Below are 15,607 nucleotides of genomic sequence, written 5' to 3' on the forward strand. Positions count from 1 at the left end.
CTTCAGCAGGCGATCGCCGGATCGCCTGTTACTCTTTCGCCGCAGATTCCGCCGCAGACGGCGAGTCCCAGTACTCATATTTGTAGGCGGAGCTGAGATGACGTTCCAGGGTGCCACGCGTGAAGACTTCTGTCTCATGCTGGTAACTCAGGGTGCAGTTACCGACCTCATCCCAGGACTGACACTCATCGACTGAGCGGATAGTGCTGAGTGGGGTCGTCTCCTGCGTGTCGAGTCGTTGTTCACGCCATTGCGCATCATAGCTGTATCTGTCGCTGCCGCGGGCAGAGGTAGTATGCGTCACCAGCCCCTGCGGATTCCAGTGATAGTAAAATTCACCGTTGCTCAGCGGATCGCTGCCGCGTGCCACGCTCTTTTCCAGCCGAAGCTGGCGATCGTAGTGATAGGTGGTGTCGGTAAAGCCGCTTTTGCCCATCGAGGTAAAGCGGTCAGAGGCGCTGGTGATATTGCCGTGCTCGCCCTTCTGCCAGTTGATTGTCCCCTGCCGGTTTTCGACCACCTCCTCTTTTCCCGCTTTCAGCACTTTAACCAGCCAGGCATAGTCGGCGACCCAGCCGCCCTGTACCCGGGCGATGTGCTGCTCCATGCTGAGGGTCACATTGCGTTCGCTTTTGTCATAGCTGACGTCGGCCACCGTCAGTTCGCCGCAGGCATCAAATTGTCCCAGCACCCGCTTCTGCGAGTTCACATCCTTACCAAACTCCCCGGCCACCACCTGCTTCACTGCCCCTCTGGCGTTGCCGCCCAGCAGAATCAGCTGATTGCTGTTAGCCACGGCCGCCCGGTTCGGGAGGCATCCGCTGGTCGCAGCATGGCTGCTGCAGGAGGCCGTCAGCGTCAGGATCAGAAGAGCCATCAGATTCCGTTTCATAGGGTAAGCTCCAGGCGATGATGCTTTGAGTGTAAACGCTGCGGCGGCGGGCCGCCGCCCTCCCGGCAGATTCCAGCCCGCGACACCGCGTAGCGGACAGACGCACAGTCTGATAGCCAATAGTCTGAACATGCCGGGTGGCCTTAAATCTCTCCAGGCCGGAACGGGAAGTAAACGGATAAGAATCGCCCGGCCACAGGAACGTGGAAGCGTGAATCAGTGTCCGCAGCAAACGTTGCACAAAAAGAACCCCAGCAAGCGTACTGGGGTTTGGTACTTGCAAACATCACGTCAATGATCGGCGTGCTGCGCGGCAAAATCTGTTGTGGTTCAGGCGACCCGAACGGTGCTCATCTGCATCACGCTTTTCATCGCCTCGACCACGTCGCCATCAACACAGTAGCGACTGAACTCATCGGTTTCGGCTTCAGAACACATGGAGACGCCCGCTTTGCGGTAGCGCATCGGCGACACCATCAGGTGACTGGCCGAGCTATGCACTTCATTTATCCCCATGTCGAGAAACTTTTGCAGGTTGCTGAGGCGTACGCCCGCACCCGCCATAATAATAGGACCGGTGCTGCTCTCATTTAGTTCCCTGAGTAATGCAATTCCGTTTTCCGCACTCTGCTGCTGACCCGAAGTCAGAATACGCGCTACCCCTAAATCCGTGAGCATCTCCAGGGCGCGCCTGGGGCTGTGACAGAGATCAAAGGCACGATGAAAGGTCACCGCCAGGCCATCACACAGCGCCATAATCTGCCGCATCTGCCCCAGATGAACGTGGGCATCCTCATCCAGCATCCCGATAACCAGACCGGGAAAACCGAGTTCGCGGATCAGCGCTACATCGGATTTCATCGCCTCAAACTCCCGGGAGGTATAACAGAAATCGCCACCACGGGGCCGGACAATCGGATGAACCGGAATCGAAACGTCACGACGGGCAGCCTGCAGTGCCCCTATCGAGGGGGTCAGTCCGCCTTCACGGGGAGCGGCACAGAGTTCAACCCGATCGGCGCCCGCCTGCTGTGCGGTCACGGCGCAATCCACGCCATAGCAGCAAATTTCCAGTGTGGTCATTCTTTTCTCCTGTACATGACTCTGGTTCAAGGCAGATTCATCAGTTAGTCTGGCTGCTGGAATGAGTTTACCGGGAAAGTTAACTATGGCATTCAATTTCGACCAACGGATAGACCGTCGTCACAGCGATAGCCTGAAATGGAACAAATATGCGGACCAGGACATTCTGCCGCTGTGGGTGGCCGATACGGATTTCCGATCGCCTGACTGTGTGATCGAGGCGATTAAAACCCGCGCTGAGCATGGGATTTTTGGCTATGGCGATACGCCAGTGGCTTTTATCGACAGCGCAGTGTCGTGGCTCGCCTCGCGCTATCAGTGGCACGTTAATCCCGAGTGGATCGTGGTTCTGCCGGGCGTCGTCAGCGGGCTTAACCTGGCCGTGCGGGCGTTTACCGCCCCTGATGAGCTGACCATTGCGCCCACGCCTATCTATCCACCGTTTCGCGGTGCCGCCAGACTGGCCGAGCGGGGTCAGCTCAACCTGCCTCTGACGCTGCAGCAGGGCCGCTGGTTGCCTGATATGGCGAGCGCGGAAGATGCACTGACCGGAAAAGAGCGGCTGTTAATGCTCTGTAACCCGCAGAATCCGGGCGGCACCGTCTATCGTCGCGAGGAGCTGGAAGCCCAGCTGAAATTTGCGCAGAAGCACGATCTGATCGTCTGTTCCGATGAGATACACAGCGATCTGCTGCTGGAGCCAGGCGTTCAGCATATTCCGTTTGCTTCACTGAGTGAGGATGCGGCGCAGCGCAGCGTCACGCTGATGTCCCCTTCCAAGACCTTTAATATCGCCGGGCTGGGTGCCTCCATCGCCATTATCCCCAGCGCAGAGCTGCGTGCCCGCTTTAACCGGCTGCGGCGCGGCATTGTGCCGGAGGTGGATATTCTGGCGATCACGGCCGCGGCGGCCGCCTGGCGCGAGGGGGAACCCTGGCTTAAGGCCCAGATTGCCTATCTGCGCAGCAACCGCGACTGGCTGGTTTCCCAGGTCAACAAGATGAACGGCCTGAGCGTCGCCTCACCGGAGGCGACCTATCTCGCCTGGATCGACGCCAGCGCGCTGAACGTTGCCAGTCCGGCACTCTATTTTGAAAAATATGGACTCGGCCTGACGGCCGGACGCGAGTTTGGCAACGATCAGTTTGTGCGGCTCAATTTCGGCTGTACCCGTGCGCTGCTGGATGAGGCCGTTGCGCGCCTGAAGCGCGCGCTGGCCGCCCGCATTTAGGCCTGTTCGCTGGCGACAATCTCTTCCAGCCGCCACGGGTGAAACTTAATGGTCGTCTGCCCGTCCGTCACCGCCAGGGTCGGATTGGGCAGGCGTTCATTTTCGCCCTGTGGCGAGCTGGTTTTAAAGGAGATACCCGGCTGCGTCAGGGCCTCGTCAGAGAGTAACGCCATGGCGCGTACCCCCAGCGTCTGATGATCGCCGCGCAGCACTACCTCGATATGCTCCCAGCCCTCGTGACGATACCGTTTTTCACCCGGCCAGGGCAGCTCTACCACATCGATCGCCCGATCGGCCACCCGCAGTGGATCATGTAGCTTAAACAGGCAAATCTGCCGTCCGTTGATCGTGGCGGCCGAAAATTGATGCCCCATCTGCTGCAAGCCTTGCTGCCAGCGCATCGCGGTCGTCTCCTGATGACAACGCACGGCAATATGGTCAATTTCCAGATCGTTAAGGCGTACACCCAGTCGCTGCGCAAAATTCAGCAACGATTCTTCAAAACGCGCTAAATCTGTCTTTAAATCATCCAATTCTGCCGGAAAAGATCTTTCCACTATCCCGATTCCTCATAATTTGTTTAGCATTTATAATCAGTCTGGTTTATTGTGCGCCGCCTGCCTGGCGCTACATAATGATAAGATTCATCTTATTTGCCCGGAAATTTAACGCAAAACCTTATAATAACATCTTTCATTTCGGATTTATCTTCTGTTTAGGACCATGAATTGCTTGATGAATGCAGCATAAGCAAATGATTTATATAGACTTCTTTGATACAATAAGATAACTCTTATTTGAAGACGAAACAATTGCAGCCCTCCCTGCCTTCCTATAAATTTGACCTAACACAACTAAAAGGAATGGCTCTATGTCTATGCTCATCGTTGTCGCTGTCCTTATCGCACTGATGGGATTTGCAATTTCCCGCCATTGGAAGGTGCGTGAAGATAAAAGCGTAAAGAATCCTCGCCGTCACTTACGACGCCGTTAATGCCTCCGGGAAACATCTTATTCAGCTCTGTTTCCCCACTTCATCCAACTACTGACGCCCACTGACATTTCACGTATACTTTTCCCCTCATTTTTTTCCGTTTTGTCTGACCTGTCCGTTTCGCTGTTCCGGTGACGCGGTCTGTTCAGGCAGGATGATGACAGCCCGGCTTCGCAGGCAGGGCGTTGTTCAGCACATGAAGGTAACGCGGTGAATATTCAGGCACTTCTTTCCGAAAAAGTCAGTCAGGCAATGGTTTTAGCCGGCGCGCCCGCCGATTGCGAACCTCAGGTTCGTCAGTCCGCACGGGTTCAGTTTGGAGACTATCAGGCTAACGGCATCATGGCCGTGGCGAAAAAGCTGGGACAGGCTCCGCGACAGTTAGCGGAAGCGGTGATCCAGCACCTCGATCTGACCGGTATCGCCAGTAAAGTTGAAATCGCCGGCCCGGGCTTCATCAATATCTTTCTTGACCACGCCTGGCTGGCAAAACATGCCCGCGAAGCGCTGACGCTGCCGCGTCTGGGCGTGCAGCTGGCTGAACCCCAGACCATTGTGGTGGATTACTCTGCGCCTAACGTGGCGAAAGAGATGCACGTCGGCCACGTCCGCTCCACCATCATCGGTGATGCGGCGGTACGTACGCTGGAGTTTCTGGGTCACAATGTAATCCGCGCCAACCACGTCGGCGACTGGGGTACGCAGTTCGGTATGCTGATTGCGTTCCTGGAAAAGCAGCAGAATGAAGATCACGCCGAGATGGCGCTCGCCGATCTCGAAGGCTTCTACCGTGAAGCCAAACGCACCTATGACGAAGATCCTGAATTTGCCGAGCGCGCGCGCGGTTACGTGGTGAAACTGCAGGGCGGCGATGAATATTGCCGTCAGATGTGGAAGAAGCTGGTTGACATCACCATGAGTCAGAACCAGAAAATCTACGATCGAATGAACGTCACGCTGACGCGCAACGATGTGATGGGTGAAAGCCTTTACAACGATATGCTGCCCGGCATCGTCGCCGATCTGAAGCAGAAAGGCCTGGCGGTCGAGAGTGAAGGCGCGACGGTGGTGTTCCTGGATGAGTTCCTGAACAAAGAAGGTGAGCCGATGGGCGTCATCATCCAGAAAAAGGATGGTGGCTATCTCTACACCACCACGGACATCGCCTGTGCGAAATACCGCTATGAAACCCTGAAAGCCGACCGCGTGCTCTACTACATCGACTCCCGTCAGCACCAGCATCTGGTGCAGGCCTGGACTATCGTCCGTAAAGCGGGCTACGTGCCGGAATCGGTGCCGCTGGAGCACCACGCGTTTGGCATGATGCTGGGCAAAGATGGCCGTCCGTTCAAGACCCGCAGCGGCGGTACCATCAAGCTCGCCGATCTGCTGGATGAAGCCTGGCAGCGTGCTTACACGCTGGTGCGTGAGAAGAACCCGGAGATGAGCGAAGAGGAAGTGAAAGCGCTGGCCGAAGTGGTGGGGATCAGTGCGGTGAAATATGCCGACCTCTCCAAGAGCCGCACGACTGACTACATCTTCGACTGGGACAATATGCTGGCCTTCGAAGGCAACACGGCGCCTTACATGCAGTACGCCTACACCCGCGTGCTCTCCGTGTTCCGCAAGGCGGGCATCGACGCCGGATCGCTGGATGCGGAGATCGTAATTAGCGAAGAGCGCGAAGCGCAGCTCGCTACACGTCTGCTTCAGTTTGAAGAGATCATCATGCAGGTGGCGCGTGACGGGACGCCGCACGTCATGTGTGCCTACCTTTACGATCTGGCCGGGCTGTTCTCGGGCTTCTATGAGCACTGCCCGATCCTCAGTGCCGAATCAGAGGCCATCCGTCTGAGCCGACTGCAACTGGCCGCGCTGACTGCGAAAACGCTGAAGCAGGGTCTGGATACGCTGGGCATCGATACCGTCGAGCGCATGTAATCCCGGAAACGGAGAGGACTCCCCTCTCCGTTTTTGATCCTGCCCTTCTTATCGCCTCCTTCTCAGCCGCCGGATGACCTGATGTCTGTAGCCACGCACCTTATCAGCAGTCACCTTCCCTCGATTAAGCAGCTGCAGTGTTTCCTGGCCGTCGCGCACGAGCTTAACTTTCGCCGGGCTGCAGAACGGCTCAGCATGACGCAGCCGCCGCTGACCCGACAGATTCAGAGTCTGGAAGGTCTGCTGGGGCAGGCGCTGTTTGATCGCAATACGCATGCTGTGACGCTGACCCATGCGGGCCAGGCTCTGGTGGGGAAAGCGGAAGCGATCCTGAGTGCGCTGAGCGCGCTGAAGCAGGAGGCACAGCCCGCGCCTTCCCGTGTGCGCATCGGCCTGACCCGGACACTGAACATTGAACGGATTGCGCCCCTCAGCCGGCAGCTTGCGGAGCTGCACGCCCGCGATGAGATAGAGATGCCCAGCCAGACCTCTCTCCAGCTGTTGCAGAGCCTGATCCGAAACAACCTGGATCTGGTCATTACCGGCGAAAAAGGATCGGAGAGCCTGCGATACGTATGGCTCTGCCGCGAGCCACTGCTGGCGGCGATACCCGCCGCGCACGCGGCCAGCCGGGAAGCGCAGGTTTCGCTGGCGATGCTGGCTGACCTGCCGCTGTTCTGGTTTACGCGCAGTGCCAACCCGCTGTTTTATGATAAATGTGAGCGCTACTTTTCCACGCTGAACTTTGCCCTCAGGCGCGTCAGGGAGCCGGATGACGCTCTGCTGATGCTGTCGCACATTGCCCGCGGCAAAGGCTTTGCCCTGCTGCCGCAGTCGAAATGTACCTTTGAACAGGCAGGACTCTGCTACCGTCCGCTTACCGCCGATGCCAGCGGGCCGCTGGCGATTGATGTGTACGCCGCCATTCGTGCTGATGAAAAGCGCGAGGCGGTTCTCACTGCCCTGCACCACCTCTCTCCCTGATCACCCAGCCGCTTAGCGTGGCGCAGAGAATCCGTCGCTGCCCTTTTCGCTACCGCCCTGCGTGGTGATACCTTTTTTGCATAACGCAAAGAGCAATTCAGTGTCACCGGCGGGAGTGGAACAATCGCCGCTCACTCACGAGGAGAGACAATGGAAAAGCGAACCTTAGGTCAGGATCTGGAAGTCAGCGCAATCGGCTATGGCGCGATGGGGCTCAGCGAATTTTATGGTCAGACCGATGACCGTCAGTCACTGCAACTGCTGAACACGCTGCACGACCTGGGCATCACCTTTATCGACAGCGCCGATCTCTATGGTCGCGGTCACAATGAGCAGCTGATCGGGCAGTTTCTGTCCGGGCTGAGGCCGGCCGATCGGCTGAACGTCAGCGTTGCCACCAAATGCGGTATTGAGCGCCCGGCTGAAGAGGCGTATGCCCGTACCATCAATAATCAGCCCGACTACATTACCCGCTGCTGCGAGGCCTCCCTGAAACGGCTGGGTGTCGAACGTATCGATCTCTTCTATCTGCATCGCATCAGCCCGGTGACGCCGATTGAGGAGAGCATGCAGTGCCTCAGCCGTCTGGTGCAGGCGGGAAAAATCGCCCGCATCGGGTTATGTGAAGCCGCCGCATCGACGCTTGCGCGGGCCCATGCTGTCCATCCGCTGACCGCTCTGCAGACGGAGTATTCACTCTGGACGCGTGACATTGAAGAGCAGATCCTGCCAATGGTGAAGCAACTCGGTATCGGCCTGGTGCCCTACTCACCGCTGGGCCGGGGCTTTCTGACCGGGAAATACCGCAGGAACAGCGATTTTGCCGAAGGCGATTTCCGCAAAAACAATGACCGCTTCCGCCAGGAAAATCTCGACCACAATCTGCGACTGCTGAATGTGATGACGCCGCTGGCAGAAAAATATCACGCGACCACCGGGCAGATCGCGCTCGCCTGGCTGCTGGCTCAGTATGAAAAGATTGTGCCGATTCCGGGCACTAAACAGCTGACCTATCTGACCGAGAATGCGAAAGCCGCCGATCTGATACTGGACGCGGACGATATCCGGTTGCTGAACACCCTCCATCAGCAGGTGGAGATAAAAGGCGGTCGTTACTCTGAAGAAGGCATGAAAGGCGTTAACGCCTGAGGAGTTGTGGCGCACTAGCGCACCGTGCTGCGGTGCGTTGATCTCATTTCACCCTGATACAGGGGGTGATCCGGTGGCGATGTTAAGAAACATTAAAGGCTGAATCCGCCCCCTGAAGGGTACGCTTCGATCCGGGTCAATGAGCAACAGCGGCTGATCTTCAGATGAATCGAAGGCAAGGCCGTCGGCCTTTTCTGGATAAACATTGTTATAAAACGCACAGGTAATGCGCGGCTTCAGGTGCGGTCGGGCAGCATGAAATCCCCTCTTTCCGCTCAGTGAATAAAGAGAGCAAAACTATGGATCAGGCAACCCGTAAACCGGCTACCTTTATGACGCAGAAAGAGAATCAGGTGGCATAAAACGCGCTGCCACGCTGGCGGCACAGGGGCGTTAAGCGGGCGTATCCTGAGGAGTGGCAGCCCGCACCATTATGAAAAGGAATGCTGTCGTTATTGGCTGACTCGCGCAGGGTGATGGCAGCAGAGCGTCACTTACTCGTAATTCACCATCACTTCGCTGCTGACCACCCGTAATCCGGGCGGCAGCGCCCCGCTGCCGGCAAAGCCAAACACCATGTGCAACGTTTCGCTGGCGTTCAGGTGAACCAGCCCGCGCGTGATGCCGCTGGCGCCCTCCAGCGTTGTGCAGCGCTGCTCACCGCACAGCCGCACCTCCAGTCCCGAGGGGGCCGGTCGGCTCAGCTGATAACGCCAGCTGATGACGCTGACCTCACCCGCGATATCCGCAGGCGGAACCAGCGGCTGCGAACGCTGCCAGCTGCCGCGATTCGCCAGCGGCGGGCCGCTGGCACTGGCGTTCCATGCGCCGCCGCCCGCCTGCGCCGCCAGAGGCAGCAGCATCAGCGCCAGGATTAGCCCACGCATTATTTGCCTCCGATCGTTGCCGTCATGCGGATCTGGCGGTTATCGCTCAGCTCCAGATTAGAGAGCACCACCAGTTGCGGCAGATTGCGGCGCAGGAAGCGCGCCAGCAGCGCCCGCAGCGGATGATTGACCAGCAGCACCGGCGGCGCACCCAGCATCTCCTGACGCTGCAGGGCCGCCTGAGCCTGACTTAACAGCCGGTCGGCCAGGCCCGGCTCCAGTCCGCCGCCGCCCTGCAACGCCTGCAGCAGCAGGCGTTCCAGCGTGGAATCCAGACCGATCACCTGCACCTCGTCGTTGCCCGGGAACCACTGCTGCGTAATCGCGCGGCCCAGCGCCACACGAACCACGCTGGTCAGCTCCTGCGGATCGCTCTGCACCGGCGCATGTTCCGCCAGCGTCTCGATAATGGTGCGCATATCGCGAATCGACACCCGCTCAACCAGCAGGTTCTGCAGCACCTTATGCAGCGTGGTCAGCGTAATCACGCCTGGCACCAGATCTTCGGTCAGCTTCGGCATCTCCTGCGTCACCCGATCCAGCAGCTGCTGCGCTTCCTGACGGCCAAACAGCTCGCTGGCATACTGACCAATCAGATGGTTCAGGTGGGTCGCCACAACGGTACTTGCCTCCACCACGGTAAAGCCCTGAATCTGCGCCTGCTCTTTCAGCGCGCTATCGATCCAGACCGCCGCCAGCCCAAAGGCGGGATCGACCGTCGCTTCGCCCGGCAGCGAACCCGCCGCCGTACCGGGGTTAATCGCCATCCAGCGCCCGGGATAGGCATCACCGCTGCCAATCTCCACGCCTTTCATCAGAATGCGATAGCGTGCCGGTGGCAGCTCCATATTGTCGCGGATATGCACCACCGGCGGCAGGAAACCGACATCCTGCGCCACTTTCTTACGGATACTGCGGATACGGCCCAGCAGTTCGCCGTTTTGCTGATGATCGACCATCGGAATCAGGCGATAGCCCACTTCCATGCCCAGCGTGTCTTCCAGCTGCACATCGGTCCAGGAAGCCTCCGTCGTGGCGGGGGTATCCGGCGTTTTGGTGATGCCGCCTGTCACTTCCGGTTTTTTCTTCGGCTGCATTTCGCGGCCACGCAGCCACCAGGCCAGCCCCAGTAAGGCGGCAGTGAAGAGCAGGAAGACGAAGTTCGGCATACCAGGCACCAGACCCAGCAGGCCAATCACCCCGGCGCTGAGCATCAGAACCCGCGGATCTTTGAACAGCTGCGTCACCATCTGCTCGCCGACATCCTGATCGGTGGCAACGCGCGTCACGATAACACCGGCTGCGGTTGAGATAACCAGCGCCGGGATCTGCGCAACCAGACCATCACCGATGGTCAGCAGCGTATAGGTCTCGGCAGCATGTCCCGCATCCATCCCGTGCTGAACCACGCCCACCAGCAGGCCGCCGATGACGTTGATCACCATAATCATGATCCCGGCAATGGCATCACCGCGAACGAACTTACTGGCACCATCCATCGAACCGTAGAAGTCCGCTTCCTGGGTAACTTCGGCACGACGGCGCTTGGCCTCATCCTCACCGATCAGACCGGCGTTGAGGTCGGCGTCAATCGCCATCTGCTTACCGGGCATCCCGTCCAGCACAAAGCGTGCGCCCACTTCGGCGATACGACCGGCACCCTTGGTAATGACCATAAAGTTGATGATGACCAGGATGATAAACACCACGATCCCGATGGCGAAGTTACCGCCTACCAGAAAGTGGCCGAACGCTTCAACCACCTGACCGGCCGCTGCGGCACCGGTATGCCCTTCCATCAGGATGATACGGGTGGAGGCCACGTTCAGTGCCAGGCGCAGCAGGGTTGAGAAGAGCAGAATGGTCGGGAATGCCGCAAACTCCAGGGTTCGCTGGGTGAACATCGCCACCAGCAGGACCATGATCGACAGTGCGATGTTAAAGGTGAACAGCAGATCGAGGATGAACGGCGGCAATGGCAGAACCATCATCGACAGGATCATCATGATCAGCACCGGCCCGGCCAGCACCTGCCACTGCATATCTTTCAGGTTGCCCGGTAAACGTAGTTTTGCGGCCAGGTTATTAGCCATCGTTTTTGCTCTCTCCTGCAAAGTCCATCTCTGCCGGCACCGGCAGGTTTTTAGGTTTGGCTGGGATCAGGCCGCCTTCGCGCTTCCAGCGACGCGACTGCCAGACCCACGCCAGCACTTCGGCCACGGCCGCATAGAGCGCGCCGGGAATGTGCTGACCAATCTCAGTGTGACGGTATAACGCACGCGCCAGCGGCGGTGCTTCCAGAACCGGGATGCGGTGTTCGGCACCCAGTTCACGAATTCTCAGGGCGATTTCACCCGCGCCTTTGGCAATCACTTTTGGCGCACTCATCTTCTTCTCGTTATATTGCAGCGCCACCGAGTAGTGCGTCGGGTTCGTCACGATGACGTCGGCTTTAGGCACATCGGCCATCATGCGGCGGCGGGCGGCGGCACGCATCTGCTGGCGGATACGCCCCTTCACATGCGGGTCACCCTCCTGCTGTTTGTGCTCGTCGCGGATCTCCTGCATCGACATCTTCAGCTTTTTGAAGTGGCTGTAGAGTTGCCAGAAGACGTCATACCCCACCATCGGGACCAGCCCCAGCATGACCAGCGAACAGCAGACCGCGATCATCTCCATGCCGTGAATGAGCGCGGTGACCGGTGATTCGCTGATCAGCCGGAGCATCTCGGGCCAGTGGCTCCAGATGTACCACCAGCCCACGGCACCGACTAAGATCGTTTTGAGGATGCCTTTAAACAGTTCGGTCCAGGCCTGAGCGGCAAACATGCGTTTGAAGCCCGCCATCGGGCTGAGTTTTTTCAGGTCGAACTTGATCGATTTTCCGCTGAATACGATGCCACCGAGCAGCATGGGGGCCGCGATCGCCACCAGCACCAGGCCGCCCATCAGCGGCAGCAGCGCCATCAGTGCCTGGGTAATCAGGCTGCCGATATGGCCGACAATAATCTTATCGTCCCTGACCATGCCGTGGTCAAAGCGCAGTCCGGTGGCCACCATCGCCGCCAGCCGGTGCGCCATCATGTTGCCGCCAATCCACAGGATCATGATGCCTGCCAGCAGCATCAGTAAGGATGTCAGTTCGCGCGAACGCGGAATCTGGCCCTCTTCACGCGCTTTCTCAAGTCGGTGGGCCGTGGGCGATTCTGTTTTGTCCTCGTCACTTTCTTCAGACACGACAAACCTCGGTTGGCAGGAATTCTGAGCATAGGATGCCAAATCTGGCTTAAGTCAAAGCGGGGATAAGATGGGGAAAACAGGCGTTCTTTCGGGGATGAGTCTGACAATGCGGAACGGGGCCACCGTCGGGGTGCCCCTGTATTGCTTAACCGCTGGCCGATCGGCCGCCCGCAGGCGGGCGATCGGAGGATTAGAATCCTAAGCTGTCCAGCAGGTCATCAACCTGATCCTGGTTCGCGACCACGCCTGGTGCATCGGCGTGGATCTGCGGACCGTTCAGCAGGCTGGTGCCCTCCTGACGCTTCTCGGCGCTGACTTCTGGCATGTTTTCCAGCAGCACCATCAACAGCTGGCGCTCGATCTCCTGGATCACATCCATCATGCGCTTGATAACCTGGCCGGTAAGATCCTGGAAATCCTGCGCCATCATAATGGCAAGCAGTTGCTTGTTGGTAAATGAGGTATGCTCGGGAACATCGGTGAGGAATGCGCGCGTATCCGTCACCAACTCACGCGCATCGCTCAGCTCGATTGGGTTCTCGAACCACTCATCCCAACGTTTTTTCAGCTGGGTTGCCCCGGCTTCCATTTTATCCTGATGAGGTTGTGCTGCTTCAACGCAGTTCAACGCACGATCGGCGGCCTGCGCGGTCATCTGTACAACGTAGTCCAGACGATCACGGGCATCAGGAATGGCTTCAGCCGCATCGGCAATGGCTTTATCCAGTCCCAGCTCGCGCAGACTGTCGCGCAGCATACGCGTCAGAGAGCCAATGCGGGTAATGATGTCGTGTGCCGAGGCATCCATCGTTGGTTTCGGAAGGTCGCTCATCACATCTCCTTACATGCCCAGTTTTTCGAAAATTTTACCCAGCTTCTCTTCCAGGGTAGCCGCCGTGAATGGCTTCACGACATAGCCGCTGGCTCCCGCCTGGGCGGCGGCGATAATGTTCTCTTTCTTCGCTTCCGCAGTGACCATCAACACTGGCAGTGAACTCATCGCCGCGTCGGCACGAATGGTCTGCAGCAGCTGCAGGCCATCCATGTTTGGCATGTTCCAGTCGGAAATCACGAAGTCGAAACCACCCGCTTTCAGTTTGCCGAGGGCATCCACACCATCTTCCGCTTCTTCTACGTTATTGAAGCCCAGCTCTTTCAGCAGGTTACGTACAATACGACGCATCGTATTGAAGTCGTCTACTACCAAAAAGCGCATGTTTTTATCAGCCATATCTACTCCTGAGTTGTCTCGCCCGGCAGGACGGGCCTGTTAAATACGCAATGCCTGTCCGGCGCTAATTTTCGCCAGCATATGCTGGCTGATGTTGCTTAAATCCACGACTTCGCTCACGCCGCCTGTGGCAATCGCCTCACGCGGCATGCCAAATACCACACAACTGGCTTCATTCTGGGCAATGGTCCAGGCACCCGCCCGGTGCATCTCCAGCATTCCGGCGGCCCCGTCGTTGCCCATGCCGGTGAGGATCACCCCCACCGCATTCCGGCCTGCGTTGATTGCCACCGATTTAAACAGCACATCCACGGAAGGTTTGTGCCGGTTAACCGGTGGCCCTTCATTTAGCTTCACCACATAGTTGGCCCCGCTGCGGGCCAGCTCCATGTGCATCGCGCCCGGTGCGATATAGGCGTGGCCCGGCAGAATACGCTCACCATCTTCCGCCTCTTTTACCGTGATCTGGCAGAGCTTGTTCAGACGCTCGGCAAAAGAGCGGGTAAAGCCTGGCGGCATATGCTGCGTGATCAATAACGCCGGGCTGGTCGCCGGTAGCGGCTGCAGCACATGGCGTATCGCCTCGGTGCCACCGGTGGAGGAGCCAATCGCAATCAGCTTCTCACTACTCAGCAACGGCCCCGCTTTCAGCGAGGCGGGCACCGGCATCGCGGCACGGTTATGCACGCGGGCACGGGCAGCCGCACGGATTTTGTCGCCAATCATCTGGCTGTAAGCCAGCATCCCTTCACGGATCCCGAGCTGCGGCTTGGTAACGAAATCGACCGCGCCCAGCTCCAGTGCCCGCAGGGTGATTTCAGAGCCTTTGCCGGTCAGCGATGAGACCATCACCACGGGCATCGGCCGTAACCGCATCAGTTTTTCCAGGAAATCGAGGCCATCCATGCGCGGCATTTCCACATCCAGTGTCAGCACCTGCGGATTAAACTGCTTAATCAGATCGCGGGCGACCAGCGGATCGGGCGCCGTAGCGACCATCTCCATATCCGGATGGCTGTTGATGATTTCTGTCATCAACTGCCGCATCAGCGCAGAGTCATCCACGCACATCACGGTGATTTTGCTCATCATCTTTCCTTCGTCAGTCCATAGACGGTTTGTCCACGCAGCCAGAACTCTTTACTGATCTGGCTGAAGTTTTCAGAGTGACCGGCAAACAGGATGCCGCCGGGCTTCAGCAGCGGGACAAACCGACGCAGAATCTTCTCCTGCGTCTCTTTATCGAAATAGATCATCACATTGCGACAGAAAATGGCGTCAAACGGTCCCGGCAGCGACCACTCATTTGCCAGCAGGTTAAGCTGCGCATAGGTGACCATATTGGTCAGCTCGGGTCGCGCCCGCACCATCCCCGCATGGGGACCGGTGCCGCGCAGGAAGAAGCGCTGCATCTGAGCCGGTGACAGCGTGCGCAGCTCCTCCTGGCGATAGACACCCGCTACCGCTTTTTCCAGCACCTGGGTGTCGATATCGCTGGCATGAACCTGAAACTTACCTGGCCCGGTGCCCAGCGTTTCCGCCAGGGTCATGGCGATGGAGTACGGCTCCTCACCGGTTGACGCAGCCGTGCTCCAGACGCTGTAGTTGCCGTGACGCTTGCGCGCGTGCTCCGCCAGAATCGGAAAGTGATGCGCTTCGCGAAAGAACGCGGTCAGGTTCGTGGTCAGGGCGTTAATAAAGGCCTGCCACTCGGCGCTGTTGGGGTCGGACTCCAGCAGCGCCAGGTAACGACCAAAATCGTCAATATTCAGCGTGCGCAGACGACGAACCAGGCGGTTGTACACCATCTCACGTTTGTGGTCGGCCAGTACGATACCGGCACGCTGATAGATCAGCTGGCTGATACGGCGAAAATGCGTATCGGAGAGCGGTAAACGCTGCACCATCTGCGACAGCAGCGTTGTCGTCTCGTTTTGATCTAATACTGTCGATTTCTTCATCATTGCACCTGGCC

The 15,607-nt window shown here is 58.2% G+C and carries 14 protein-coding genes; 4 read left to right on the plus strand and 10 right to left on the minus strand.

The features are described 5' to 3' along the window. Nucleotides 1–28: 28 nt before the first annotated feature. Together AB1748_RS12500 and cutC are read right to left on the minus strand one after the other, a co-directional pair. The gene (locus AB1748_RS12500; protein WP_111139793.1) at nt 29–892 is read right to left on the minus strand and encodes a hypothetical protein; all 864 of its coding nucleotides are present in this window, start codon (nt 890–892) and stop codon (nt 29–31) included. A 330-nt stretch (nt 893–1,222) separates the two neighbouring features. Then, nucleotides 1,223–1,975, minus strand: a complete 753-nt coding sequence (cutC, locus tag AB1748_RS12505) for a copper homeostasis protein CutC (RefSeq protein ID WP_293771331.1) — start codon at nt 1,973–1,975, stop codon at nt 1,223–1,225. Nucleotides 1,976–2,060: 85 nt separating this feature from the next. Here cutC and AB1748_RS12510 point away from each other — a divergent pair, with 85 nt between their 5' ends. Continuing rightward, complete coding sequence (locus AB1748_RS12510) at nt 2,061–3,206, plus strand: MalY/PatB family protein (RefSeq protein ID WP_111139796.1); 1,146 nt, start codon at nt 2,061–2,063, stop codon at nt 3,204–3,206. On the opposite strand, the gene AB1748_RS12515 is transcribed toward AB1748_RS12510, so the two are convergent. Beyond that, entirely contained in the window at nt 3,203–3,763 is a 561-nt protein-coding gene (locus tag AB1748_RS12515) for a VOC family protein (RefSeq protein WP_111139797.1), read from the minus strand. The genes AB1748_RS12510 and AB1748_RS12515 overlap by 4 nt on opposite strands. Before the next feature lie 647 nt (nt 3,764–4,410). On the opposite strand from AB1748_RS12515, the gene argS reads away from it, so the two are divergent. The 3 genes from argS (at nt 4,411) to AB1748_RS12530 (ending at nt 8,274) form a co-directional block, all read left to right on the plus strand. Continuing rightward, a complete protein-coding gene (gene argS / locus AB1748_RS12520) occupies nt 4,411–6,141 on the plus strand; it encodes an arginine--tRNA ligase (RefSeq protein WP_111139798.1) in 1,731 nt (576 codons plus the stop codon). Nucleotides 6,142–6,222: 81 nt separating this feature from the next. Then, complete coding sequence (locus tag AB1748_RS12525; RefSeq protein WP_111139799.1) at nt 6,223–7,125, plus strand: LysR family transcriptional regulator; 903 nt, start codon at nt 6,223–6,225, stop codon at nt 7,123–7,125. A 150-nt stretch (nt 7,126–7,275) separates the two neighbouring features. Further along, the gene (locus AB1748_RS12530; RefSeq protein ID WP_293771342.1) at nt 7,276–8,274 is read left to right on the plus strand and encodes an aldo/keto reductase; all 999 of its coding nucleotides are present in this window, start codon (nt 7,276–7,278) and stop codon (nt 8,272–8,274) included. A gap of 494 nt (nt 8,275–8,768) precedes the next feature. Here the strand turns inward: AB1748_RS12530 and AB1748_RS12535 are convergent, their stop codons facing one another. From AB1748_RS12535 to cheR, 7 genes are all read right to left on the minus strand, one after another. Next, the gene (locus tag AB1748_RS12535) at nt 8,769–9,161 is read right to left on the minus strand and encodes a flagellar protein FlhE (protein WP_293771345.1); all 393 of its coding nucleotides are present in this window, start codon (nt 9,159–9,161) and stop codon (nt 8,769–8,771) included. Continuing rightward, nucleotides 9,161–11,254 carry a flagellar biosynthesis protein FlhA gene (gene flhA, locus AB1748_RS12540; protein ID WP_111139802.1) on the minus strand — a complete coding sequence of 698 codons (2,094 nt, stop codon included), beginning with the start codon at nt 11,252–11,254 and terminating at the stop codon, nt 9,161–9,163. Before flhA ends, AB1748_RS12535 begins: the two co-directional genes overlap by 1 nt. Further along, complete coding sequence (flhB, locus tag AB1748_RS12545) at nt 11,247–12,398, minus strand: flagellar biosynthesis protein FlhB (protein ID WP_111139803.1); 1,152 nt, start codon at nt 12,396–12,398, stop codon at nt 11,247–11,249. The genes flhA and flhB overlap by 8 nt, the downstream gene beginning before the upstream one ends. A gap of 193 nt (nt 12,399–12,591) precedes the next feature. Next, nucleotides 12,592–13,233 (minus strand): protein phosphatase CheZ, encoded by a 642-nt coding sequence (gene cheZ, locus AB1748_RS12550; RefSeq protein WP_111139804.1) that lies wholly within the window; start codon nt 13,231–13,233, stop codon nt 12,592–12,594. Nucleotides 13,234–13,242: 9 nt separating this feature from the next. Further along, nucleotides 13,243–13,632, minus strand: coding sequence for a chemotaxis response regulator CheY (gene cheY / locus AB1748_RS12555; protein ID WP_010258559.1), 390 nt, complete (start codon nt 13,630–13,632; stop codon nt 13,243–13,245). A 39-nt stretch (nt 13,633–13,671) separates the two neighbouring features. Beyond that, the gene (locus AB1748_RS12560; RefSeq protein WP_293772093.1) at nt 13,672–14,721 is read right to left on the minus strand and encodes a chemotaxis response regulator protein-glutamate methylesterase; all 1,050 of its coding nucleotides are present in this window, start codon (nt 14,719–14,721) and stop codon (nt 13,672–13,674) included. Then, nucleotides 14,721–15,593 carry a protein-glutamate O-methyltransferase CheR gene (gene cheR / locus AB1748_RS12565; RefSeq protein WP_111142288.1) on the minus strand — a complete coding sequence of 291 codons (873 nt, stop codon included), beginning with the start codon at nt 15,591–15,593 and terminating at the stop codon, nt 14,721–14,723. The genes AB1748_RS12560 and cheR overlap by 1 nt, the downstream gene beginning before the upstream one ends. Between the last annotated feature and the right edge of the window lie 14 nt (nt 15,594–15,607).

The organism is Pantoea sp. Ep11b (genome assembly GCF_040783975.1).
Taxonomy (GTDB): domain Bacteria; phylum Pseudomonadota; class Gammaproteobacteria; order Enterobacterales; family Enterobacteriaceae; genus Pantoea.